This window comes from Serratia nevei (assembly GCF_024160145.1).
Lineage (GTDB): Bacteria > Pseudomonadota > Gammaproteobacteria > Enterobacterales > Enterobacteriaceae > Serratia > Serratia nevei_A.
Genome location: NZ_JAMYWQ010000005.1, coordinates 1 through 22779, shown reverse-complemented (window position 1 = coordinate 22779; position 22779 = coordinate 1). Strand labels below are relative to the sequence as shown.

The following is a 22779-nucleotide window of genomic DNA, read 5'->3' as shown; positions in this document are numbered from 1 at the left end:
CCGCCAGCGTGTGGCGCGCGATGAGCCGATTAACGGCTACGGAAGACAATGCGGCCTTTGCTCAGGTCGTACGGGGTCAGCTCTACAGTGACTTTGTCGCCCGTCAGGATGCGGATATAGTTTTTACGCATTTTACCGGAGATGTGTGCGGTTACCACGTGCCCGTTTTCCAATTCAACGCGGAACATGGTGTTCGGCAGCGTATCAAGAACGGTGCCCTGCATTTCAATATTGTCTTCTTTGGCCATCGAATCCTCTAGGTCTAACTACCTTAGTTTTTAACCGGCAAGATAATGCCGAAAAACCCCCATTATGTAAAGATGTGTCGGTGAACATTGCACCGTTTCCACCAATTAGTTTGCTGGGGAGGGCGGTTCAACCGGCTGTGGGGATATGACTTGCGGCTCCCAGCACGCCGGCGCCAATGGCTGCCGTTGAAGGGTGCTGAGCTGCTGCAAAAATTGACGGCGCGGAATTTCACGCGCGCCAAGGCGGGCAGTGTGAGCGTTCAGCACCTGGCAGTCAATCAATTCCCCGCCATAAGCGGCAAAATGGCGGCAAAAGGCCATCAATGCGCATTTGGAGGCGTTGGCGACGCGGCTGAACATCGATTCGCCGCAGAACAATGCGCCCTGTGCCACGCCATACATGCCGCCAACCAGCTGATCCTCCTGCCATACCTCCACCGAGTGCGCGTAACCGAGACGATGCAGATGCTGATAGGCGCGCTGCACCTCCGGGCCGATCCAGGTGCCTTCGTCCGGCCGGTGGGCGCAGGCGGCGATCACCGCGGCGAAATCGTGATTGAGCGTGATGCGAAACGGATCGTGGCGCAAAAAGCGTTTCAGGCTGCGGTTGAGATGAAACTCGGCCGGGAACAGCACCGCACGCGGATCGGGTGACCACCACAGAATCGCTTCCCCTGGCGAATACCAGGGGAAAATGCCGCGCTCGTAGGCTGCCAGCAGCCGCGGCGCCGTTAGGTCGCCGCCGATCGCCAGCAGGCCGTTGGGATCGCGCAGGGCGCCCTCAGGCGAGGGAAATGCCAACGACTGTGGGGAGAGCTTAACGATGCGCATACAGGGTCTCTGCGTCCTCTACGGGCCGATTACGGCGCCAGGTTGCTGATACGGTTGCGAAAGCGGGCATAGCGCCCCTGCCGGCGCATCAGGGTGGCGTGATCGCCCTGTTCGACAATCTGGCCGTCGTCCATCACGCAAATGCGGTCGAGATGCTCCAGGCCGTACAGGCGGTGGGTCACCAGGATCAGCGTCTTGCCCTGACAATGTCGGCGCAGCAGCGCCAGGATCTGCTGTTCGGTCTCGGCGTCCAGCCCTTCGGTGGGTTCGTCGAGCAGCAGCAGCGGGGCAGGGTGCAACAGCGCGCGGGCGATGCCCAGGCGGCGCTGCTCGCCGCCGGACAACTGGCGGCCGCCTTCGCCCAGCCAGGCGTTCAGCCCGCCGTCGCTGTCCAGCAGCTTGCCCAGCCCGACCTGCTGCAGCACTTCGCGCAGGCGAGCGTCGTCGGCATCCGGCGCGGCCAGCCGCAGGTTTTCCCGCAGCGTATCGCTGAAGATATGCACCCGCTGGCTGACGACCGTGGTCATCCGGCGCAGCGTGGTTTCATCATAATCCTCGAGGGGCTCGCCGTTGAGCAGAATTTTTCCGCCGTCGGTGCGCCAGGCGCGGGTCAGCAGCTGCAACAGGGTGGACTTGCCGCAGCCGGTGCGGCCGAGCAAGGCGATGTGTTCGCCGGCCGCGACCTCGAGCGTGACGTCGCGCAGCACCGGCTGCGGCTGGTCGGGGTAGGTGAAGTTCAGCTGCTGCAGGCTAAGCTGAGCCCGGGCGGCAGCGGCCGGGCCGGTGGCCGGGAAGGTCACTTCCGGCTGGCGATCGATGATCTGTTTGACCCGCGTGGCGGAGGCGATCACCTGGCCGAGGTGCTGGAAGGCGCCGGCGACCGGCATCAGCGCTTCGAACGACGCCAGCGCGGCGAAGACAAACAGCGCAATCAGCGCACCGGGCTGGGTATCGCCGCCGACGCCGGCGGCGGTCAGCCACAGCAGCAGCGTTACCGTCAGCCCGCTGGCGAAGATCATCAGCGCCTGCGCCTTGCCGCTCAGCGAAGCCTGCTGCCACTGACGGCGTTGCCACCGCTGTTCGGTGGCGTTCAGCGTCTGGCGGAAGTCGTTGACGGCGCCGAACACCACCAGCTCCGCCTGCCCCTGCAGCCAGGCGGTCAGGTCGGTGCGGTATTGGCCGCGCAGAGCGGTGAGCTGGCCGCCGATCGGTTTGCCGGCGCGATAGAATACCGGCGGCACCAGCAGCAACAGCAGCAACAGAATGCCGCCCAGCGTCAGGGCGAGCGCAGGATCGAGCCAGCTCAGGCCGTAGGTGACCACCAGGATCACCACTGCCGCACCGATCAACGGCGAGATCACCCGCAGATAAAGATGATCCAGCGTGTCTACGTCCGCCACCAGGCGGTTGAGCAGGTCGGCCTGGCGGAAGCGGGCGATGCCGCCCGGCGTGAGCGGCAGGATCTTGCTGAAGGTGAACACCCGCAGGTGCGACAGCACGCGGAAGGTGGCGTCGTGGCTGACTACGCGCTCGGCATAGCGCCCGGCGGTGCGGAAGATTGCCGCGCCGCGCACGCCGGCGGCCGGCAGCATGTAGTTGAAGGTCAGGAGGCCCGCCAATCCGGCCAGCGACGAGGCGGCCAGGAACCAGCCGGAGAGCGTCAGCAGGCCGATGCTGGCCAGCAGGGTGACGATCGCCAAAAGGATGCCCAGGCCAATCAGCAGGCTATGGCGGCGGTACAACGCCAAGAACGGCAATAAAACGCGCATGATCAAAGCTCCCCGCGGCGATGGGCGATCAGAGTGGCAAACAGGCCCGGCTGGGCGCTGAGGGTGGCGTAATCGCCCTGTTGCACGATGCGCCCGTTATCCATCACCCAAATCTGATCGTAGTCTTCGGTATCTTCCAACTGGTGCGTTACCAGCAGGGTGGTTTGCTGATGCGAAGCCGCGTTCAGCGCCTGCATCACCCGCTGTTCGCTGTGGGCATCGAGGCTGGCAGCCGGTTCATCCAGCAGCAGCAGGCGGCGCGGGCCGATCAGCGCCCGGGCAACCGCCACGCGCTGCGCCTGGCCGACTGACAGGCGGGCGGCGTTGTCGCCCACTTCGGTGTCGAGCCCCTGCGGCAGATAGGGGAGCAGTTCGCTGACGTAGGCGTGTTCCACCGCCTGCTGCAGCTGCGCTTCGTCGGCCTGCGGGCACCCCAGCAGGATATTGGCGCGCAAGGTTTGCGCCGGCAGATGCGGGTTCTGGCCGACCCAGCTCAGCTGCTGGCGCCAGGTTTCGGCGGACAGTTCACGCAGCTCGATGCCGTTGACGGTCAATGACCCGCGATAGGGCAGGAAGCCGAGCAGCAGGTTGAGCAGCGAACTTTTGCCGGCGCCGCTCAGCCCGACCAGCGCCACGCGCTGCTGCGGTTGCAGGGTGAAACTCAGCGGCCCGGCCAGCACCACGCCGTTCGGCGACAGGATTTCCAGCTCGTTCGCCTGGAGCGTCAGCGGTTGACCGGCGGGCAGTTGCCGCATGCCGTTGCCCATCTGCTCGCCTTCGGCGCTGAGGAAGGTTTCCAGCGCCTCCGCCGCGCCGACCGCCTGTGCCTTGGCATGGTAGAAGGTGCCGAGATCGCGCAGCGGTTGGAAAAACTCCGGCGCCAGAATCAACACCAGAAAACCGGAAAACAGCGTGACGCCAAGGCCGTAACTGCCGAAGTTGAGTTCGCCGAGGTAAGAAAAGCCGAAGTACACCGCCACCACGGCGATGGAAATCGAAGCGAAGAACTCCAGCACGCCGGAAGAGAGGAAGGCCATGCGCAGCACTTCCATGGTACGGCTACGGAAGTCTTCGGAGGATTTGGCGATCTGCGCGGTTTCGGCCTGCGCGCGGTCGAACAGCCGCAGGGTGTCCAGGCCGCGCAGGCGGTCGAGGAAGTTGCCGCTTAATCGCGCCAGCGCCACGAAGTTGCGGCGGTTGGCATCGGCGGCCCCCATGCCGACCAGCGCCATGAACAGCGGGATCAGCGGCGCGGTCGCCAGCAGAATGATGCCGGCGGCCCAGTTGATCGGGAAAACGGCGATCAGGATCAGCAGCGGGATGAAGACCGCCAGATACATCTGCGGCAGGTAGCGCGAGTAATAGTCCTGCATATCCTCGATCTGCTCGACGATGATGCTGGCCCAACTGCCGGCCGGTTTGCCCTGGATCCAGGCCGGACCGAGCTGTTGCAGCTTATCCAGCACCTGTTGGCGCATACGCTGACGGATCACCTGGCCACACAGGAAACCGATCCGTTCCCGCAGCCAGCTCAACAGCGCCCGCAGCGCGAACGCGGCGGCCAGCCAGATAAACGAAGGGAGCAGCTGTTCGCGCGGGGTATGTTCGATGATCAGAGCGTGCAGCAGGCTGGCCAGCAGCCAGGCCTGAGCCACGATCAGCAGGCCGCTGAACAGCCCCAACAGCATGGAAAGGCGCAGCCAACGCTGCGCTAACGAACTCTGGGTTTTAAGCCAACGGGTTAACTGTTGCTGTCTGGTTTTTTTCATCAGATATGCGTCTGCGTCGCCGGCGCCCGTTTGTTACAGGCTGGGTTAACGTACTGTTAAATAATAGTGTTTGACGCAATCGGCGACAAACAAGCGAGGTCTCATGTTACCTCGTCACCCGGCAGACTGAAAAGAATAAAGCGGCCAAATATGGCTATAACAGACGCGAGAAGGGGACTGCTGAAGAAAGAGACAAAAAAAGCGGCCCGAGAGCCGCTTTTTGCTGGTGGCGAGAAAGCCTTAGCAGACTTCTGCGCCGGCGATGCCGTCCAGGTAACGTTCTGCGTCCAGCGCCGCCATACAGCCGGTGCCGGCGGAGGTGATCGCCTGGCGGTAGATGTGATCCATCACGTCGCCTGCGGCGAAGACGCCGGGAATGGTGGTTTGGGTCGCGTTGCCGTGAATGCCGGACTGCACCTTGATGTAGCCGTTTTCCAGCTCCAGCTGGCCGCCGAAGATGCCGGTGTTCGGGCTGTGGCCGATGGCGATGAACACGCCGGCCAGTTCCAGTTCACGGGTTTCGTTTTCCGCTTTGGTGCTGCGGATACGCACGCCGGTCACGCCCATTTCATCGCCCAGCACTTCGTCCAGCGTATGGTCGGTGTGCAGCACGATGTTGCCGCTTTTCACTTTTTCCATCAGCCGGTCGATCAGGATCTTCTCTGAACGGAAGCTGTCGCGGCGGTGGATCAGGTGAACCTCGGCGGCGATGTTGGACAGGTACAGCGCTTCTTCAACGGCGGTGTTGCCGCCGCCGACCACCGCGACTTTCTGGTTGCGGTAGAAGAAACCGTCGCAGGTCGCGCAGGCGGAAACGCCTTTGCCCTTGAAAGCGTCTTCGGAAGGCAGGCCAAGGTAGCGGGCGGAGGCGCCGGTCGCGATGATCAGCGCGTCGCAGCTGTATTCACCGCTGTCACCGAACAGGCGGAACGGACGCTGCTGCAGATCGACGCTGTTGATGTGATCGAAGACGATTTCAGTCTGAAACTTCTCCGCGTGCTCGCGCATGCGCTCCATCAGCGCCGGGCCGGTCAGGCCTTCGGCGTCGCCCGGCCAGTTTTCCACTTCGGTGGTGGTGGTCAGCTGGCCGCCTTGCTCCAGACCGGTGATCAGCACCGGGTTCAGGTTGGCGCGCGCCGCGTAGACGGCGGCGGTGTAACCGGCCGGGCCGGAGCCCAGAATCAGTAATTTGCTATGTTTAGCCGTGCCCATGAATAACCTCTTTATTCCACAATGGCGGACAATGAAGCCGATTGTAGGGAAAATGGCGCAGTAAAAAAAGCGCCGGGCGACGTTGTTAACGATTTGTATGATAGTTGTCGCCTATTAATGCACCCGCTGCCGGCAAATCGTACGCCGAACGCAGAAATTTACCTTATCAAAGCCGCTTTCGGTTGCCGAATCGCCAACCGCGCAAAAACGGCGCATTCTGCGACTTCAGCCGCTCGCTGCCGGGGTTTATCTGCCAGCGATTCATAACCAAAAATGGGATGCAGACTTTTCGTGACGGTACGTTGTTCTGATTTTGCTTCTTTTACTTTGACAATCCGCTGCGCATTTGCGAAAACATCATAGGAAGAAGAAATTATCCCCGTAACACCAGCAAATCGTACGTATTTACGCCGTAAGGCGGCAATACGCACCAGGTGTGCGGAGCAGGGCGCGCAAGCGTTTGCTGATTTTTTCTCGACCGAAACGTCGTTACCGGCGCTGCGCGGGGTTGGACAGACAGGCTGCGCGGCGTGGAATGATGGTAGTGAAGAAGCATATGACAGGCATCGGGTCTTCGCTTGGAACGAACCCTTACACATTGACGTTGGCTAGGGTGTGGCAAGTGCACGGAAGAAAATAAGAGAGACAATAATAATGGCAGACAACAAGAAACGCCCGGGTAAAGATCTTGACCGTATCGACCGCAACATCCTGAATGAGCTGCAGAAGGATGGGCGTATTTCGAACGTCGAGCTTTCGAAGCGCGTGGGGTTATCCCCGACACCATGTTTAGAACGCGTGCGCCGTCTCGAGCGCCAGGGTTTCATTCATGGCTATACCGCATTGCTCAACCCGCATTATCTGGATGCGTCCCTGCTGGTTTTCGTGGAGATCACGCTGAACCGCGGCGCGCCGGATGTGTTCGAGCAATTCAACTCGGCAGTGCAGAAGCTTGAAGAGATTCAGGAGTGTCATCTGGTTTCCGGCGATTTCGACTACCTGTTGAAAACCCGCGTACCGGACATGTCGGCTTACCGCAAACTGCTGGGCGAAACCTTGCTGCGTTTGCCGGGGGTTAACGACACCCGTACCTACGTAGTGATGGAAGAAGTGAAACAGAGTAACCGTCTGGTTATCAAAACACGGTAAGGTGCAGGTGCAAAACCTGATTAAATTGGTTACACTCCTGTTTATTCATACAGTTTCGGCGCCGGGGAAGCTTCTCGGCGCTGTTGCTATGTCAGCTAACAGGAACCTGGAGAGCCTTTCTTGAGCCAGGAATATACAGAAGATAAAGAAGTTACCCTGAAAAGACTCAGCAGTGGCCGGCGTTTGCTGGAAGCTGTGCTTATCGTGGTAGCGATTTTTGCCGTTTACCTCATGGCCGCGTTGGTCAGCTTCAATCCGTCTGACCCAAGCTGGTCGCAGACCGCGTGGCATGAGCCGATTCACAACCTGGGCGGCGGTGTTGGGGCCTGGTTGGCCGACACGCTGTTCTTCACCTTCGGGGTGCTCGCCTACGCGATCCCGCCGATCATGCTGGTTCTGTGCTGGGCGGCTTATCGCCAACGCGGCAACCGAGACTACGTCGACTATTTCGCGCTCTCACTGCGCCTTATCGGCACTCTGGCGCTGGTGCTCACCTCCTGTGGGCTGGCGGCGCTGAACGTTGACGATCTTTATTACTTCGCTTCCGGCGGCGTGATCGGCAGCCTGCTGAGCAACGCCATGTTGCCGTGGTTCAACGGCATCGGCGCCACGCTGGCGCTGCTGTGCGTGTGGGCGGCGGGGCTGACGCTGTTTACCGGCTGGTCCTGGCTGGTGATCGCCGAGAAGATCGGCGGGGCGGTGCTGGGCGTCGCGACGGTGATGACCAATCGCTCACGCCGCGAAGAGCGCTATTTCGAGGATGACGAGCGTTACGTTGACGACGAGCCTGAGCAGGCAGGGAAGGGGGCCGCCGCCGCGGTTGCCACCAGCGCCGCAGCCGCCGATGACGACGTGTTGTTCTCCGCGCCTTCGGTTACAGAAAGTGCCAAAGCGGCGGCGGAAGACGCCGCCGATCCGTTGCTCAGCGGCCTGCGTGCTGCCGATGACGAGGTTGAAGCTGAAGCGGCGCCAATCGCGCCGGCGGCTTCGCCTGCACCGGCGGTGACGGCAGCGATCCACGAGCCCGTTGCCGCACCGATCGCCACACAGGCGCCGTCGGTAACGGTGGCGCCGGCCGCACCGGCCTCGGTCAATCAGCATCCGGTAAGCGCCCCGGCGCAAGACGCCACGCCGCCGCTGTACTCGTTCGAAATTCCGGAAGAAACGCCTGCGCCGAAGGCGACGCGCCCTGTCGATCCTTATCAGGAAGACGATGAACCGCGCCTGGGCAATTGGCAAGAGCCGGCTGCGCCGCAGCCGCCGGCGCGTTCTCCCTTTGATTTTACCGCCGCGCAGCGCGACAGTGCCGACGTCAGCGGCGCGGGTGGTTTCAGCGCCACCGGCGCCAAGCCACAGCTGGATACGGCAGCGGCTGCCGCTGCGGGCGCCGCAGCGGCCACCTTCATGCCGGCTTTCACGGCAACCAGCGACGGCAATCCGCAGGTTAAACAAGGCATCGGCCCTGAGCTGCCGCGGCCGAATCCGGTACGTATTCCGACCCGTCGCGAGCTGGCTTCTTACGGCATCAAGCTGCCTTCGCAGCGTGCGGCCGAGCAGGAGCAGCGCCAGGCCGAGGCGGAGCCTCAGCAGCCGACGGCGGTGAGCCCGCAGGACGAAGAGGCGCTGCAGGAAGCCGCGCTGCGCCAGGCATTCGCCGAGCAGCAAAGCCAGCGCTATGGTGAAAGCTACGCGCCGGAGCAGGATGATGAGAGCGCCTTGCAGGAAGCCGAACTGAGCAAGGCGTTCGCCGAGCAGCAGAGCCAACGCTACGGCGAAGGCCATCAGATGGACGACGAAGAAGCGCGGCAAGAGGCCGCGCTGCGTCAGGCGTTCGCCGAGCAGCAGCAGGCGCGCTACGGCCAGCAAGAACCGGCCCCGCAGGCGCCGGCGGCCAGCCCGGTCGATACCCGCAATGCTTTCAGCTTCTCGCCGATGGCGGATTTAGTGGACGATGGCCCGAGCGAGCCGATGTTCACGCTGTCCCCGCAGCTTGAAGAGCGCATTGAACAGCAAAGCGAGCAAGAGGACGATGTGCCGTTCGGCCAGTTTGAGCCTGCGGCGCCGGTTGCCCAGCCTCAACAGCAATATCAGCAACCGCAACAGAATCAGCAGCCTCAACAATACCAACAGCCGCCGCAGTCGTATCAGCAGCCGTCGCAGCCGCAATATCAGCCGCCGCAGCAACCGGTGCAGCAGCAGCCTCAGCAAACTCAGGCCGAGCAACATCCGGCGATGGACAGCTTGATTCACCCGTTCCTGATGCGCAACGATCAGCCGCTGCAAAAGCCGACCACGCCGTTGCCGACGCTGGATCTGCTGGCCGAAGCGCCGAGGGAAGTGGAGCCGGTCGATACCTTCGCGCTGGAACAGAAGGCGCGTCTGGTGGAGGCCAGCCTGGCCGATTACCGCGTGAAAGCCGACGTGGTGGACATCCTGCCGGGGCCGGTGATCACCCGTTTCGAGCTGGATCTGGCGCCGGGCGTTAAAGCGGCGCGCATTTCCAACCTGTCGCGCGATCTGGCGCGCTCGCTGTCGACGTCGGCGGTGCGCGTGGTGGAAGTGATCCCCGGCAAGCCCTATGTCGGTCTGGAGCTGCCGAACACCAAGCGCCAAACGGTGTATCTGCGCGAAGTGCTGGATTGCCCGGCCTTCCGTGACAACCCGTCGCCGCTGTCCATCGTATTGGGTAAAGATATCTCCGGCGAACCGGTGGTGGCCGATCTGGGCAAAATGCCGCACTTGCTGGTTGCCGGTACTACCGGTTCCGGTAAGTCGGTCGGGGTCAACGCCATGATCCTGAGCATCCTGTATAAAGCCACGCCGAAAGAAGTGCGCTTTATCATGATCGACCCGAAAATGCTGGAGCTGTCGGTTTATGAGGGCATTCCGCACCTGTTGACCGACGTGGTCACCGACATGAAAGACGCCGCTAACGCGCTGCGCTGGTGCGTGGGCGAAATGGAACGCCGCTACAAGCTGATGTCTGCTCTGGGTGTGCGCAACCTGGCCGGCTACAACGAGCGCGTCGATCAGGCCGAAGCGATGGGGCGCCCGATCCCGGATCCGTTCTGGAAGCCGACCGACAGCATGGACATCACGCCGCCGGTGCTGGAGAAAGAGCCGTACATCGTGGTGATGGTCGACGAATTCGCCGATCTGATCATGACGGTGGGCAAGAAGGTCGAGGAGCTGATCGCTCGCCTGGCGCAGAAAGCGCGTGCGGCGGGTATCCACCTGGTGCTGGCGACCCAGCGTCCGTCGGTGGATGTGATCACGGGTCTTATCAAGGCCAACATCCCGACGCGGATCGCCTTTACCGTATCGAGCAAGATAGACTCGCGCACCATCCTCGATCAGGGCGGCGCCGAATCTTTGCTGGGCATGGGCGACATGCTCTACCTGGCGCCGAACTCCTCGATCCCGGTGCGCGTACATGGCGCATTCGTGCGCGATCAGGAAGTGCATGCGGTGGTCAAGGATTGGAAAGCGCGCGAGCGGCCCCAATATAAAGAGGGCATTCTCAGCGGCGGCGAAGACGGCGAGGGCGGTGCCGGCGGCGGTATGGACGGCGACGAAGAGCTGGATCCGCTGTTTGACCAGGCGGTGGATTTCGTGGTGGATAAACGCCGCGCCTCCATCTCCGGCGTGCAGCGTCAGTTCCGCATCGGTTATAACCGCGCGGCGCGCATCATCGAACAGATGGAAGCGCAGGGCATCGTCAGCGAGCAGGGGCACAACGGCAACCGCGAGGTGCTGGCGCCGCCGCGGCACGATTGATGGTCGTTTAGCCATTGCAATTCAATAAGAAAGGGCCGCTTAAGCGGCCCTTGTGCAAAGAAGCGTAAACCCGTTTCTTCTCGGAACATTGGCCTACCGGCCGATCGCCGGCTTCGGGTAAAGTAAGCGGGTAAAGGGTTGATTTGACCCGCACGGCGTCGCCCTGCGGTTAACGCATTTCATAAGGTATCTGGAATAATGAAAAAACTGTTAGTTGCCTGCTGTCTGCTTTCGGGATTCGCTTCTACCTCCGTGCTGGCCGATGCCGCACAGGATCTGCAAAGTCGCCTGGCGAAGGTGAACAGTTTCCACGCCAGCTTCTCGCAAACCGTGACCAGCGCCGACGGCGCCGCGGTGCAACAGGGGGAAGGCGAGCTGTGGGTGAAGCGGCCAAACCTGTTCAACTGGCACATGACCTCGCCCGATGAGAGCGTGCTGGTCTCCGACGGCCAGACCCTGTGGTTCTATAACCCGTTCGTGGAGCAGGTGACGGCGACCTGGCTGAAGAACGCCACCGGCAATACGCCGTTTATGCTGATCACCCGCAATAATGCCAGCGACTGGAAACAGTACAACGTGAAGCAAAAGGGCGATGATTTCGAGCTGACGCCGAAGTCCGCCAGCGGCAACCTGAAGCAGTTCGCCATCAGCGTGACCAACAGCGGTACCATTCGCAGCTTCGCTGCGGTGGAGCAGGATGGCCAGCGCAGTTCCTACACGCTGAAAAGCCAGCAGAACGTCGCTGCCGATCCGGCCAAATTCAAATTTACCCCGCCGAAGGGGGTGACGCTGGACGACCAGCGCCAGTGAGGTGCAAGTGAGTAATAATCTGTCGCTCGATTTTTCCCAAAACGAGTTCCAGCCGTTGGCCGCGCGTATGCGGCCGACTACGCTGGCGCAGTATATCGGCCAGCAGCACCTGCTGGCCGCCGGCAAGCCGCTGCCGCGCGCCATCGAGGCCGGGCAGCTGCACTCGATGATTTTATGGGGGCCGCCGGGCACCGGGAAGACGACGCTGGCAGAGCTGATCGGCCGTTACGGTCAGGCGGATGTCGAACGGATCTCCGCCGTGACCTCCGGTATCAAGGAGATCCGCGAGGCGATCGAGCGGGCGCGGCAAAACCGCGACGCTGGCCGCCGCACCATCCTGTTCGTCGACGAAGTGCACCGCTTTAATAAGAGCCAGCAGGACGCTTTCCTGCCGCACATTGAAGACGGCACCATCACCTTTATCGGCGCCACTACCGAAAACCCGTCGTTCGAGCTGAACTCGGCGCTGCTGTCTCGCGCCCGCGTCTATCTGCTGAAGGCGCTGACCGCCGAAGACATCGGCCAGGTGCTGGATCAGGCGATGGGCGACAAGGCGCGCGGCTTTGGCGGCCAGAATGTCGAATTGCCGGCGGAAACGCGCCGCCTGCTGTCGGAGCTGGTGGGCGGCGACGCGCGCCGGGCGCTGAACAGCCTGGAGATGATGGCGGATATGGCGGAGTTAGACGCCAAAGGCGTGCGGGTGCTGACGCCGGAGCTGCTGAAAGAGGTGTCGGGCGAACGCAGTGCGCGCTTCGACAACAAGGGCGACCGTTATTACGACCTGATTTCCGCGCTGCATAAATCGGTGCGCGGCTCGGCGCCGGACGCTGCGCTGTACTGGTATGCGCGCATTATTACCGCCGGCGGCGATCCACTCTACGTGGCGCGCCGTCTGTTGGCGATCGCCTCTGAAGACGTGGGCAACGCCGATCCGCGCGGCATGCAGGTGGCGATCGCCGCCTGGGATTGCTTTACCCGCGTGGGGCCGGCAGAGGGCGAGCGCGCCATCGCGCAGGCGATCGTCTATCTGGCCTGCGCGCCGAAGAGCAACGCGGTCTACACCGCATTCAAGGCCGCCATGCGCGACGCCAAAGAGCAGGCCGATTATGACGTGCCGGAGCACCTGCGCAACGCGCCAACCAAGCTGATGAAGGAGATGGGGCTGGGGGCGGAATACCGTTACGCTCACGATGAACCCAACGCCTACGCCGCCGGCGAGAACTATTTCCCGCCCGAAATGGCCCATACGCGCTACTATCAACCGACCTCGCGCGGGCTGGAAGGGAAAATCGGCGAAAAGTTGGCATGGCTGGCTGAGCAGGATCAAAATAGCCCGACAAAACGCTACCGCTAGCGAGGCCGTTGCGGTAAGGTTAGCGGGTATCACTCTTCTTTTATGCGGCTATAAATCAGCCGCATAGAACAACAACACTTCTTTCAATAACAACAAGCACAGGATTAGCATGCTCGATCCCAATCTGCTGCGTAATGAGCTAGACGCAGTCGCCGTCAAACTGGCTCGCCGAGGCTTTAAACTCGATCTGGATCTGCTGCGTTCGCAGGAAGAACGCCGCAAAGTTCTGCAGGTAGAAACTGAAACGCTGCAAGCGGAACGCAACTCCCGATCGAAATCCATCGGCGCGGCCAAAGCGCGTGGGGAAGACATCGAGCCACTGCGTCGCGAAGTGAACGAGCTGGGTGACAAGCTGGATGCCGCCAAGGCGGCGCTGGATGCGCTGCAAAGCGAGATCCGCGATTACGCCCTGACGCTGCCTAACCTGCCGGACGACGCGGTGCCGGATGGTAAAGACGACAGCGAAAACCTGGAAGTGACCCGCTGGGGCGAACCGCGCCAGTACGACTTCGCGGTGCGCGATCACGTCGATCTGGGTGAAATGGCCGGCGGGCTGGATTTTGCCGCTGCGGTTAAGCTGACCGGTTCGCGCTTTGTGGTGATGAAAGGGCAAATCGCCCGCATGCACCGCGCGCTGTCCCAGTTCATGCTGGATCTGCACACCGAGCAGCACGGCTACCTGGAGGCCTACGTGCCTTACCTGGTCAACCACGCCACGCTGTACGGCACCGGCCAACTGCCGAAGTTCGGCGAAGATCTGTTCCATACCCGTCCGCTGGAAGAAGAAGCCGACAGCAGCAACTATGCGCTGATCCCAACGGCGGAGGTGCCGCTGACCAACCTGGTGCGCGACGAGATCGTGGAAGAGGAATCTCTGCCGCTGAAGATGACCGCGCACACGCCATGCTTCCGTGCGGAAGCCGGCTCTTACGGCCGCGACACCCGTGGTTTGATCCGCATGCACCAGTTCGACAAGGTCGAGATGGTGCAGATCGTTCGCCCGGAAGATTCGATGGATGCCCTGGAAGAGCTGACCGGCCACGCGGAAAAAGTGCTGCAGCTGCTGAACCTGCCTTACCGCAAGGTGCTGCTGTGCACCGGCGATATGGGCTTCGGCGCGTGCAAAACCTACGATCTGGAAGTGTGGCTGCCGGCGCAGGATACCTACCGCGAGATCTCGTCCTGCTCCAACATGTGGGACTTCCAGGCGCGCCGCATGCAGGCGCGCTGCCGCAGCAAGGCCGACAAGAAACCGCGTCTGGTTCACACCCTGAACGGCTCGGGCCTGGCAGTCGGCCGCACGCTGGTGGCGGTGTTGGAAAACTACCAGCAGGCCGACGGCCGCATTCAGGTACCTGAAGTGCTGCGTCCATATATGGGCGGCCTGGAATACATCGGCTGAACGGCAAACCACGAGAAAAAGCGCCTGCGGGCGCTTTTTTTATGTCGAAAATTCAGTCCGTTGCCAGCGTGTAAGCCTGTTGAATGTAGTCGACCAGATGCTTGTTTTTCACCTCGGCGGGTGAGTGGAGCTGAATGTGCCGCCGATACTGGCCGCTGCCTTGGAGCTGATGATGACGGTCTGTCAGCCGGTTAGCTGGAAACAAATCGTGCGCTGGAATGATAAGAGGCGATTGACTTTTTTATCGCCAGTGGCATGATGCGCGCACTCTCATTGCGCGTTCGGTCACAATTTCACTATGTCCGCATACTCCCGCCCGGTGCTCTTATTGCTCTGCGGCCTCTTGCTGCTCACGGTATCTATTGCCGTTTTGAATACGCTCGTGCCTCTTTGGTTAACCCATGCTCAGCTGTCGACCTGGCAGGTGGGAATGGTCAGCTCCTCTTATTTCAGCGGCAACCTGTTGGGCACGCTGGTGGCGGGCAAACTGATCCAGCGCGTCGGCTTTACCCGCAGCTATCATCTTTCTTGTCTGGTGTTCGCCGCCGCAACCGCTGGTATGGTGCTGTCGATCGATTTTTGGAGCTGGCTGGGCTGGCGCTTCTTCGCCGGCGTCGGCTGCGCCTGGATCTGGGTGATCGTGGAAAGCGCGCTGTTGCGCAGCGGCAATCTAAGCAACCGTGGCCAGCTGCTGGCGGCCTATATGATTGTCTATTACCTCGGTACGGTGACCGGCCAATTGCTGTTGAGCATGACCTCGACGGAATTGCTACACGTGGTGCCGTGGGTGACCGCCATTGTGATCAGCGCGATGTTGCCGATGCTGTTTGCGCGGGTCAACCGCCATGAAGACGAGCCGCAGCAGGCGGCGGTGTGGACAATGCTGAGACGCCGCAGCGCACGCCTTGGCATCAATGGCTGCATCATCTCCGGCATCGTGCTCGGTTCGCTGTACGGCCTGATGCCGCTGTACCTCTCTCATCAGGGCATGAGCGATGCCAACGTCGGTTACTGGATGGCACTGTTGGTCAGCTCCGGCATCGTCGGCCAATGGCCGGTCGGTCGCCTGGCCGATCGCTACGGGCGCCTGCTGGTGCTGCGCATTCAGGTGTTCGTGGTGATCCTCGCCAGCGTGGCGATGCTCGGTAACTACGCCATGGCGCCTTCGCTGTTCATCCTCGGCTGCGCCGGCTTTACCCTGTACCCGGTGGCGATGTCCTGGGCCTGTGAGAAGGCGCTGCCGCACGAGTTGGTGGCGATGAACCAGGCGCTCCTGATGAGTTACACCATCGGCAGCCTGCTGGGCCCGTCGATGACGGCGCTGCTGATGCAAAACTACTCCGATCGCGTGCTGTTCGTGATGATCGCCGCCGTGGCGCTGGTTTACCTGCTGATGCTGCTGAAGAAGCAGAAGCCGGATCACCATCACACGCCGTTCGCCGCCGCCTGAGCATAAAAAAAACCGGCCATGAGCCGGTTTTTCTTTGGCGCTGCGCCAATCAGTAAATGACTTTGTGGCCGTAGCTTTCCAGGATGCCTTTGACGCGATCCATGGTCTCGGCCTTCGGCGGGTGTACGCCGTCCAGCTTGTACTCTTCCCCCATCGCTATCCATTTGTGCTTGCCCAGTTCGTGGTAGGGCAGCAGCTCGATTTTCTCGATGTTGGTCATGTCTTGGGTGAACTCGCCCAGCAGGTGCGCCGACTTATCGTCGTCTGACCAACCCGGCACTACCACATAGCGGATCCAGGTGCGTTGATTGCGCTTCGCCAGGTAGCGAGCGAATTCCAGCGTGCGGTGGTTGGAGACGCCGACCAGGTTCTGGTGGATCTCGTCGTTCATCTGTTTCAGATCCAGCATCACCAGATCGGTGGTGTCCAGCAGCTCGTCGATCACCGGATCGTAGCGGCGCACGAAGCCATTGGTGTCCAGGCAGGTATTGATGCCTTCGGCATGGCAGGCGCGGAACCAGTCGCGCACGAATTCAGCCTGCAGGATCGCCTCGCCGCCGGACGCCGTCACGCCGCCGCCGGAGGCGTTCATGAAGTGGCGATAGGCTACCGCGTCTTTCATCAGCTCTTCGACGGTCACTTCCTTGCCGCCGTGGGTGTCCCAGGTGTCGCGGTTATGGCAATAGAGGCAGCGCATCAGGCAGCCCTGGAAGAAGACGATAAAGCGGATCCCGGGCCCGTCGACGGTGCCGCAGGATTCGAAGGAGTGGATGCGACCAGTTACTGACTTTCGCTCCCCCTCGGTAGCAGGGAAATTCTTTGTAATACAATCTGTTGTCATATCTGCATAGTCTCAAATAGTGCTAATTAGTGCTGTTTGGTGGACATTATATGGACACTCCATTGAGCGGATTTAGTGTTACAGCATCCTGCAAGAAGTCCGGTGCAAAGTGTGCGTAAATCATGGTTTGCTGTATTTTTGAATGCCCCAAAATCCGCTGTAAAGTGATTATGTTTCCTCCATTCATCATAAAGTGTGTGGCGAAAGTATGCCGGAACACATGAACGGCCTGACCTTCTGGCAAATCCGGTTTCATCTTTCTCAAGACGTTGCGGACGTTGTCATAGTTAGGTGCGTAAAGCGGACCGGTAGTCTTTACTTTCACCTGACGTATTAACTCGTCCGACACTGGGATAGTGCGTCGTTTGCCGTTCTTCGTTTTCATAAACGTCAGCATATTGTTTATGATGTGTTCACCCTTCAATGTGGCAACTTCACCCCAACGTCCACCAGTAGCTAAACAGACTAATACAGCTTTGCGATCGTCACCGTCGAGCAGATCAATAAGAGTGCTGATTTCCTCAATCGAGAGGAACGCCATTTCGGTTTGAGCCTCTTTAAGCTGCTTTATCCCTTTGAACGGGTGTTCGGAATGATACTCTTCCGCTTCAATCAGCTTAGTAAACATCCCGCTCAATATCGCGTGGTGGCGGTTTACACTTGATGCTTTCAACCCTTCATTGAGCATGTGGACGCGATAATTCAATATCGCTTTTTTGGTCAGTTGGTCAGCTCGCACCACGCCCATTTCTGCCAGTATGGCCATGATAGCGGTAAGCCTGCCGCGCTCGATTTCACCACGGTTATGGCTTTTACCGTGGAACACCCACCAGAGATCGAGCAGGGCGGTTAGCTTGCGACGGTCTGCTGGTTTTTCCAGCCAATCCTTCTTGTGATAGTTGACCAGTATGTGACGCTCAAAAACGGATGCCTCACCCTTACTGTCGAACTTCCGCCTGATCCGTTTCCCTTCGGAACCCTGCGGCCTAACGTCCACTTCATAACGACCATCATCGAGCTTCTTAATCGACATAAGACAGCCCTCCGACGTATTCGTCGTCTTGGAAATAAATTGTGAAAATGTATTCTTTATAAACAGTTAGCCACTCTTTTGGCCGGATTGGGGTGATGTTGTTGAGTCTTGCCCAAAGTGTGCGAGAGCCGGTGCAACTTGACCGGCCTCGGGGTTAACCTCATCAAACATGAACCAGTCTCGATACTTACGGAATTGTGGATGTTGGAAAATTTTTATAGTGGCTTCTAAGCCGGGTTTACTGCGTCCTTGTTCGTATTGAAAGAATGAACCATGAGGAATTCCAATTAATTCAGCCATTTGGCGTTGGGTTAGTCGTTCTGATTCTCGGATGAGTTTTATCTTCTCTGCTATCGATATTGACACTTGCATTTAATCTCACTATCTTGTGCGTAAATTCAATGCAGCCATGTGTGACTTGGCTGGTTCTAAGTGGTTCTACATAGAAAGTATGTAAACCTACGCGGAGGATAGCAAATGCGTGACGAAGCTAAAACCAATACTCAGGAAGACGAAACCGATACGAATATAGGCGGTAAAAAACGAGCTATTTCCCTCTCTCCACAACCGTCTGCACTTTTATCGAAAGAGGGTTTCGCTCTTTATGTGGGAAAAACTCCGGCGGCCATCGTTGCGATGGCTAAAGCAGGGAAACTCCCTGCGTTTTACATGGCTGACCCGTTGAAACCGGGTAGCAAAGCTGAGTTGTGGGTTAACCGCAAAGAGTGGGACAAGTACGCTGATCAGCTGGTTGAAGATGCGGCAGAAGAATGGCACGGGTGGAAAGACCGTATCAGCACCAGTAAGCCGGGTAGGGGGCGCAGCTATAATGCAGCCTAATCCGCAACCTATATCAATCGCCTCGCTGCTCTGGAACCACCAAACCGGGCGCAAGCTTGATATCACCATCACCCACGGTAAAGGCCGGAAAGGAATCGTTATTCGTACACGCTCGGCCAGCCGCTGGATCTCCTCCATCAAATCAGCAATGCGGGGTTTTTCAAAATGACAGCTATCACCGCCGGTATTGTTCGCAACCAGCCCGCCGGGCTGCGTGCTTTGGTTGGGGAGCGCCTCGCCGCCCCTCGCTGGAGAAGCACCTGCGATTTTTATAATCAGATGATGGAGCGCGAGCGCCTGACCATCTGTTTCCATGCGCAGTTAAAACAGCGGTATGCTGTTATGCGATTAGAGGAAATGAATGACAGCGAGCGCGAGCGTCTTGTGTGCGCCATTGATGAACTTCGCAGCGCTTTCGCTACTTATCGTAAGCACGGTATCAGTAAATCTGGATTCATTGGCCGATTAACCATAAGCCAGCGCCGCACTTTATTCCTACATGCCGGGTTAACTGAGGTCGAGTTTAATCAGCCGTACTGGCGTATTGATGATGAGTCCTGTAAATGGCGCGAGGAGTTATTCAGGGCGCTGCGTGAGCTGTTTAATTTATTCGAATATGCACCAACCATATTAACGTCAGTTAAACCTGAAGCGTATTTTCATTAATTAACTCGCTTTAAATTTAAAGGCGCTTGATTGCGTCGGGCATCCTTTTATCTGGAGTTCTCTATGCACATGTATAAAACCGTTGGCCAAGAAATGCGAAATAAGGCTGATGCAGATTTGCGTAACTTCATGCTGAACAACGCTCGTGCGGAAGCAAAGGCAGATGCGGCCGTTAGTTTCTCCTCTCACCTTGACCGTTTGGCGACTCATGCGGCGGTTAATCATCTCTCATGTGTGGAAATCATCGAGCTGTTGCGTCAGGAGTCGGAGAAGTTTGACCACGAAGGACAGGCGCACAAGCAGGAGTTGAAGCATGGTTGAGCGGGAGTATGTGGAAATTAATAACGTATTCGCCATCGTGAAAATGGATGAGGGCGATTTTATTTTAGCCGAAGTAAAAACAGATAAAGAGACAAAAGAAAAATATTACCAGACCAGAGCTATTTACTCGAATGAGTTAAAGCTGGTTGCTGACCTTATTAATTTGTCGGTAAAGCGCGGCGTTTTTCTTAAAACCATTACCAGTATTAGCGAGCTGATGAAGGAGTCGCATCGCATCGCAGAATTAGCTCAGCAGGTACTCAATAAACTGAATAGTGAATCGGAGCAATAACGATGCCGGATTTAATGGACTTGGTGCAGCAGCGCCAGCAGGAGACTCTCGCCGCACAAGTTAATGCTGCGCGCATAAAGGGCGGGGTGTCTGCGTCAATTTGTGAAGAGTGTGACCAAGCTATCCCCGCTGCACGCCGTGCAGCCTTTGCCGGTGTGACCCGTTGCGTGTCATGCCAGACCATCCACGAACAACAAACCAAGCATTTCAGGGGGTAATCATGCTGCGCATTCCTGTCGGTAAGGATTGGGTTATCACCAGTGATGCCAATCAGTTCATTTTGAACAAAAAGAAGCTGGTTAAAACCGGTGGTAAGGCGGGCGAGGAGTGGCTCGACGCCGTCGGTTATTACCCGACGGTCACGCAGTTGGTTTCCGGGTTGGTGCATCACCACGTCCGTGACTCAACCGTTACCAGTATCGCAGGTTTGGCCGCTGAGATTGGCCGCATTGGCGAGCTGTGCCAAGAGGCGTTTTCCGCGATAAATAAAGAGGATAAATGACTGTATCAGCCCGGGGGCGCATAGCCCCCTCACCACCACCGCCATTTGCAGCAACTTCCGGCGAGCCCTTCGTCGGCGTTCATTCATGGAACGCACCAAAATCCGCTATTGGGAAAGAAAGACCGCTTACCCGTGAGCAATACGCTCAGGGGCAAGCCGTTTTGCGTAAAATTCACGCCTTACCGCATTTCCTCAGCAGTATCTTTCTTGGGCGTCATTCTTTCTTGCTGAAAGAGCAGGGGCTGCACGCTGCTAATAAGTGGCTTGTGCTCCAGTTTGAGCGCCGCATCTGGCCGCGCATTGAAATCGTTAATGAGAAAAATGCGATGAACCTTAACGCCTCGCCATGCTTTATGGCTGAGGTGGATAATTATGCACGTCTGCCGGGCATGGAAGATAAGGAGTTGCGGCGTTTTGCTGACCGTATCGCTGGGCAGTTGCTGCAAAATTATGACCGCTATTGTGAGGAGTTTCTCGCCGCCAATGACGGGGATAATTCTTTACTGCTGAGTAACGGCGTACAGGCTGTGTTTTATGGGCGCATCGCCCGCATGGCGCGAGCCTTTAATATCACGCCAATGCACTGGAGAAAATACTGCAAAGGTAAGCTGGACGCGTCTTCGGCTGTTGCCAGTTTGTCACGGCTGGCTAACGCGGAGTGGTGGGAACGCCAGTTGAAAGTGCAGCGCACACGCTGGCGTGAGGCGTTACTGATTGCCGCCGGTGAAGTAAACCTAAAGAAATATCCATACGCGAGCAAGCAGGCGATTAGGGATGTGCAGGCCCGGCGGTTAGCCAATATGGATTATCTGAAAGGGTGCGATCTGGAGAATGTCGCCACCGGTGAACGTGTCGACCTGATTGATAAGGTCATGGCGAGCATTTCTAATCCGGAAATCCGCCGCATGGAGCTGATGAGCACCATCGCAGGGATAGAAAAATATGCTGCCAGCGAGAGGCACGTCGGCATGTTTATCACTATCACCACCCCGTCTAAATATCACCCGACGCGCGTTGTTGGCAAAGAAGGGGCTGAAAAAGTCCAGTTTAACCACAATTGGGATTCAGAGGCTTTTTCACCGAAAGACGGCCAGCGTTATCTGGTGCGCATCTGGAGCAAAATGCGCACCGCGTTTAAAGATAACGGCCTGAGCGTTTACGGTATGCGTGTCGTTGAACCTCACCATGACGGGACGCCGCACTGGCATATGATGCTGTTTTGCGAGCGCAAACAACGTCAGGACGTCATCGACATCATGCGTCGCTATGCATTGAAAGAGGATGGCGATGAGCGCGGTGCAGCAAAGAACCGATTTGAAGCCAAGCATATGAATAAGGGCGGCGCGGCGGGGTATATCGCTAAATACATTGCTAAAAATATCGATGGTTATGCGCTCGACGGCCAGATTGACCACGACACCGGGAAACCGTTACGCGATATGGCTGCTGCGGTGACCTCATGGGCGTCAACATGGCGCATCCCTCAGTTCAAGGCTATCGGAATCCCTACCATGGGCGCTTATCGTGAATGCCGGGCCGCCTGCCTCCGCCACATCAGCCTTGCTGAAACTTTTGACGAGCGTGTCGAGGCCGTGCGTGCGGCTGCCAGTGCTGGAAATTTTGCCGCCTATATGGCTGGACAGGGAGGCGCAAACGTCCCGCGCGACGTGCAGACCGTGCGAGTTGCGCGCAAGGTGGCTGATGAGCCGAACGCTTATGACGAAGAGGTGCAAAAGGTTGTCGGCATTTTTGCGCCGCACCTTGGCGTGGGTCATATTCACGAAACCCGGACAACAGAATGGCGCATTGTCCGCAAGGCCGTTGACCTTGACGTTGATCCTTTGACTTTAAAAAGCGCCTCTGGCGCGCCTCGGAGTCCTGTCAATAACTGTGGGGAGGCTCCGCGAGAGCCAGACGCAGTTATGCAAGATACACCGCCTGAGTACGTCACGGCGGTGATGAATTTGATTGATAGCGGGGATGTTAGCTGGGATGACGCAGACGTCGCCAAGACGCTTAGAGACGCGATAAGGGGGCAGTCAACGAAGGATAATCACCAAAAAATCGCCCGGAATCGGAAAAAATCTTGGAACGATGCGCCATCGGCACGTCTGACACCGGCAGAACGAGCAAGGATTCCGCAAATCCGGCTTGAGCTGGCGCAGCATGGCATTACTGCCGAGCGCTGGGAGCTAAAAGCCTTGACGCGAGGGGCGACAATAATATTTGGCGACCAGCCGTTCTCATATCTTCCACTCGATGAGTGGCCGGGTTTTAGCCAATAATCATCACCAGATAATGAATGTTTTGCTATCATGCGCATGATTGCTGCACACTGTATGTACATGATAATTAATTCATTATGGGGATTATTTTGGAGCTAATACTGTGTATTCCGATGATTTCGATCAGTGATTCCGGCGATTCCGATCGCTCTTCTCGCGCTGTTTATTTCTTACTCTTGTTTTTAACTCGTCTGATCGGTTTGCGCCAGTTTACGCATCGACTCACCC

General features: G+C 58.5%; 23 protein-coding genes. 14 read left to right on the top strand and 9 right to left on the bottom strand.

Annotation, left to right across the window (positions count from 1 at the left end):
* Nucleotides 1-29: 29 nt before the first annotated feature.
* The 6 genes from infA to M6G53_RS05630 all read right to left on the bottom strand — a co-directional run bounded on the left by infA (nucleotide 30) and on the right by M6G53_RS05630 (nucleotide 6260).
* On the bottom strand, nucleotides 30-248 hold the full coding sequence (infA, locus tag M6G53_RS05655) for a translation initiation factor IF-1 (RefSeq protein ID WP_002211347.1): 219 nt from the start codon (nucleotides 246-248) through the stop codon (nucleotides 30-32).
* A 105-nt stretch (nucleotides 249-353) separates the two neighbouring features.
* Nucleotides 354-1079: a leucyl/phenylalanyl-tRNA--protein transferase gene (gene aat, locus M6G53_RS05650; protein ID WP_253329650.1), complete on the bottom strand. Its 726-nt coding sequence runs from the start codon at nucleotides 1077-1079 to the stop codon at nucleotides 354-356.
* A 29-nt stretch (nucleotides 1080-1108) separates the two neighbouring features.
* Complete coding sequence (gene cydC, locus M6G53_RS05645) at nucleotides 1109-2848, bottom strand: heme ABC transporter ATP-binding protein/permease CydC (RefSeq protein WP_253329648.1); 1740 nt, start codon at nucleotides 2846-2848, stop codon at nucleotides 1109-1111.
* Nucleotides 2849-2850: 2 nt separating this feature from the next.
* Nucleotides 2851-4617, bottom strand: a complete 1767-nt coding sequence (cydD, locus tag M6G53_RS05640) for a heme ABC transporter permease/ATP-binding protein CydD (RefSeq protein ID WP_253329646.1) — start codon at nucleotides 4615-4617, stop codon at nucleotides 2851-2853.
* Nucleotides 4618-4857: 240 nt separating this feature from the next.
* Nucleotides 4858-5829 carry a thioredoxin-disulfide reductase gene (gene trxB, locus M6G53_RS05635; RefSeq protein WP_019454557.1) on the bottom strand — a complete coding sequence of 324 codons (972 nt, stop codon included), beginning with the start codon at nucleotides 5827-5829 and terminating at the stop codon, nucleotides 4858-4860.
* A gap of 158 nt (nucleotides 5830-5987) precedes the next feature.
* Nucleotides 5988-6260: a hypothetical protein gene (locus M6G53_RS05630; RefSeq protein WP_253329644.1), complete on the bottom strand. Its 273-nt coding sequence runs from the start codon at nucleotides 6258-6260 to the stop codon at nucleotides 5988-5990.
* A 223-nt stretch (nucleotides 6261-6483) separates the two neighbouring features.
* Between M6G53_RS05630 and lrp the strand changes: the two genes are divergently transcribed.
* The 6 genes from lrp (at nucleotide 6484) to M6G53_RS05600 (ending at nucleotide 15771) form a co-directional block, all read left to right on the top strand.
* A complete protein-coding gene (gene lrp, locus M6G53_RS05625) occupies nucleotides 6484-6978 on the top strand; it encodes a leucine-responsive transcriptional regulator Lrp (RefSeq protein WP_004928318.1) in 495 nt (164 codons plus the stop codon).
* A gap of 120 nt (nucleotides 6979-7098) precedes the next feature.
* A complete protein-coding gene (locus M6G53_RS05620) occupies nucleotides 7099-10755 on the top strand; it encodes a DNA translocase FtsK 4TM domain-containing protein (RefSeq protein WP_253329642.1) in 3657 nt (1218 codons plus the stop codon).
* 198 nt (nucleotides 10756-10953) lie between these two features.
* Complete coding sequence (gene lolA / locus M6G53_RS05615) at nucleotides 10954-11565, top strand: outer membrane lipoprotein periplasmic chaperone LolA (RefSeq protein ID WP_019454555.1); 612 nt, start codon at nucleotides 10954-10956, stop codon at nucleotides 11563-11565.
* A gap of 67 nt (nucleotides 11566-11632) precedes the next feature.
* Entirely contained in the window at nucleotides 11633-12919 is a 1287-nt protein-coding gene (locus M6G53_RS05610; protein ID WP_253329871.1) for a replication-associated recombination protein A, read from the top strand.
* A gap of 109 nt (nucleotides 12920-13028) precedes the next feature.
* Complete coding sequence (gene serS / locus M6G53_RS05605; protein WP_038880767.1) at nucleotides 13029-14321, top strand: serine--tRNA ligase; 1293 nt, start codon at nucleotides 13029-13031, stop codon at nucleotides 14319-14321.
* A 298-nt stretch (nucleotides 14322-14619) separates the two neighbouring features.
* Complete coding sequence (locus tag M6G53_RS05600) at nucleotides 14620-15771, top strand: MFS transporter (protein ID WP_033637849.1); 1152 nt, start codon at nucleotides 14620-14622, stop codon at nucleotides 15769-15771.
* 49 nt (nucleotides 15772-15820) lie between these two features.
* Here M6G53_RS05600 and pflA read toward each other — a convergent pair whose 3' ends face one another.
* From pflA to M6G53_RS05585, 3 genes are all read right to left on the bottom strand, one after another.
* Nucleotides 15821-16612, bottom strand: a complete 792-nt coding sequence (gene pflA / locus M6G53_RS05595) for a pyruvate formate lyase 1-activating protein (RefSeq protein ID WP_253329640.1) — start codon at nucleotides 16610-16612, stop codon at nucleotides 15821-15823.
* Nucleotides 16613-16658: 46 nt separating this feature from the next.
* Complete coding sequence (locus tag M6G53_RS05590) at nucleotides 16659-17645, bottom strand: phage integrase (RefSeq protein ID WP_253329638.1); 987 nt, start codon at nucleotides 17643-17645, stop codon at nucleotides 16659-16661.
* 66 nt (nucleotides 17646-17711) lie between these two features.
* Nucleotides 17712-18011 (bottom strand): helix-turn-helix transcriptional regulator, encoded by a 300-nt coding sequence (locus M6G53_RS05585; RefSeq protein WP_253329869.1) that lies wholly within the window; start codon nucleotides 18009-18011, stop codon nucleotides 17712-17714.
* Between the two features lie 111 nt (nucleotides 18012-18122).
* Between M6G53_RS05585 and M6G53_RS05580 the strand changes: the two genes are divergently transcribed.
* The 8 genes from M6G53_RS05580 to M6G53_RS05545 all read left to right on the top strand — a co-directional run bounded on the left by M6G53_RS05580 (nucleotide 18123) and on the right by M6G53_RS05545 (nucleotide 22551).
* Complete coding sequence (locus M6G53_RS05580; protein WP_102779549.1) at nucleotides 18123-18485, top strand: Cox family DNA-binding protein; 363 nt, start codon at nucleotides 18123-18125, stop codon at nucleotides 18483-18485.
* Nucleotides 18475-18654 carry a hypothetical protein gene (locus M6G53_RS05575; RefSeq protein WP_253329636.1) on the top strand — a complete coding sequence of 60 codons (180 nt, stop codon included), beginning with the start codon at nucleotides 18475-18477 and terminating at the stop codon, nucleotides 18652-18654. Before M6G53_RS05580 ends, M6G53_RS05575 begins: the two co-directional genes overlap by 11 nt.
* A complete protein-coding gene (repB, locus tag M6G53_RS05570) occupies nucleotides 18651-19151 on the top strand; it encodes a phage replication protein B (protein ID WP_253329634.1) in 501 nt (166 codons plus the stop codon). Before M6G53_RS05575 ends, repB begins: the two co-directional genes overlap by 4 nt.
* A 63-nt stretch (nucleotides 19152-19214) precedes the next feature.
* A complete protein-coding gene (locus M6G53_RS05565) occupies nucleotides 19215-19472 on the top strand; it encodes a DUF2732 family protein (protein WP_253329633.1) in 258 nt (85 codons plus the stop codon).
* On the top strand, nucleotides 19465-19764 hold the full coding sequence (locus M6G53_RS05560) for a DUF5405 family protein (protein WP_253329631.1): 300 nt from the start codon (nucleotides 19465-19467) through the stop codon (nucleotides 19762-19764). Before M6G53_RS05565 ends, M6G53_RS05560 begins: the two co-directional genes overlap by 8 nt.
* Before the next feature lie 2 nt (nucleotides 19765-19766).
* On the top strand, nucleotides 19767-19982 hold the full coding sequence (locus M6G53_RS05555) for a TraR/DksA C4-type zinc finger protein (RefSeq protein ID WP_021504068.1): 216 nt from the start codon (nucleotides 19767-19769) through the stop codon (nucleotides 19980-19982).
* A complete protein-coding gene (locus tag M6G53_RS05550; RefSeq protein WP_253329867.1) occupies nucleotides 19982-20266 on the top strand; it encodes a DUF5405 family protein in 285 nt (94 codons plus the stop codon). The genes M6G53_RS05555 and M6G53_RS05550 overlap by 1 nt, the downstream gene beginning before the upstream one ends.
* A complete protein-coding gene (locus M6G53_RS05545; RefSeq protein WP_253329629.1) occupies nucleotides 20263-22551 on the top strand; it encodes a replication endonuclease in 2289 nt (762 codons plus the stop codon). The genes M6G53_RS05550 and M6G53_RS05545 overlap by 4 nt, the downstream gene beginning before the upstream one ends.
* The last annotated feature ends 228 nt before the right edge of the window (nucleotides 22552-22779 follow it).

What these genes read in the sequence shown, in the direction of transcription:
- infA (WP_002211347.1), bottom strand. Translation starts at nt 248, where the DNA reads ATGGCCAAAGAAGACAATATTGAAATGCAGGGCACCGTTCTTGATACG.
- aat (WP_253329650.1), bottom strand. Translation starts at nt 1,079, where the DNA reads ATGCGCATCGTTAAGCTCTCCCCACAGTCGTTGGCATTTCCCTCGCCT.
- cydC (WP_253329648.1), bottom strand. Translation starts at nt 2,848, where the DNA reads ATGCGCGTTTTATTGCCGTTCTTGGCGTTGTACCGCCGCCATAGCCTG.
- cydD (WP_253329646.1), bottom strand. Translation starts at nt 4,617, where the DNA reads ATGAAAAAAACCAGACAGCAACAGTTAACCCGTTGGCTTAAAACCCAG.
- trxB (WP_019454557.1), bottom strand. Translation starts at nt 5,829, where the DNA reads ATGGGCACGGCTAAACATAGCAAATTACTGATTCTGGGCTCCGGCCCG.
- lrp (WP_004928318.1), top strand. Translation starts at nt 6,484, where the DNA reads ATGGCAGACAACAAGAAACGCCCGGGTAAAGATCTTGACCGTATCGAC.
- lolA (WP_019454555.1), top strand. Translation starts at nt 10,954, where the DNA reads ATGAAAAAACTGTTAGTTGCCTGCTGTCTGCTTTCGGGATTCGCTTCT.
- M6G53_RS05610 (WP_253329871.1), top strand. Translation starts at nt 11,633, where the DNA reads ATGCGGCCGACTACGCTGGCGCAGTATATCGGCCAGCAGCACCTGCTG.
- serS (WP_038880767.1), top strand. Translation starts at nt 13,029, where the DNA reads ATGCTCGATCCCAATCTGCTGCGTAATGAGCTAGACGCAGTCGCCGTC.
- M6G53_RS05600 (WP_033637849.1), top strand. Translation starts at nt 14,620, where the DNA reads ATGTCCGCATACTCCCGCCCGGTGCTCTTATTGCTCTGCGGCCTCTTG.
- pflA (WP_253329640.1), bottom strand. Translation starts at nt 16,612, where the DNA reads ATGACAACAGATTGTATTACAAAGAATTTCCCTGCTACCGAGGGGGAG.
- M6G53_RS05590 (WP_253329638.1), bottom strand. Translation starts at nt 17,645, where the DNA reads ATGTCGATTAAGAAGCTCGATGATGGTCGTTATGAAGTGGACGTTAGG.
- M6G53_RS05580 (WP_102779549.1), top strand. Translation starts at nt 18,123, where the DNA reads ATGCGTGACGAAGCTAAAACCAATACTCAGGAAGACGAAACCGATACG.
- M6G53_RS05575 (WP_253329636.1), top strand. Translation starts at nt 18,475, where the DNA reads ATGCAGCCTAATCCGCAACCTATATCAATCGCCTCGCTGCTCTGGAAC.
- repB (WP_253329634.1), top strand. Translation starts at nt 18,651, where the DNA reads ATGACAGCTATCACCGCCGGTATTGTTCGCAACCAGCCCGCCGGGCTG.
- M6G53_RS05565 (WP_253329633.1), top strand. Translation starts at nt 19,215, where the DNA reads ATGCACATGTATAAAACCGTTGGCCAAGAAATGCGAAATAAGGCTGAT.
- M6G53_RS05560 (WP_253329631.1), top strand. Translation starts at nt 19,465, where the DNA reads ATGGTTGAGCGGGAGTATGTGGAAATTAATAACGTATTCGCCATCGTG.
- M6G53_RS05555 (WP_021504068.1), top strand. Translation starts at nt 19,767, where the DNA reads ATGCCGGATTTAATGGACTTGGTGCAGCAGCGCCAGCAGGAGACTCTC.
- M6G53_RS05545 (WP_253329629.1), top strand. Translation starts at nt 20,263, where the DNA reads ATGACTGTATCAGCCCGGGGGCGCATAGCCCCCTCACCACCACCGCCA.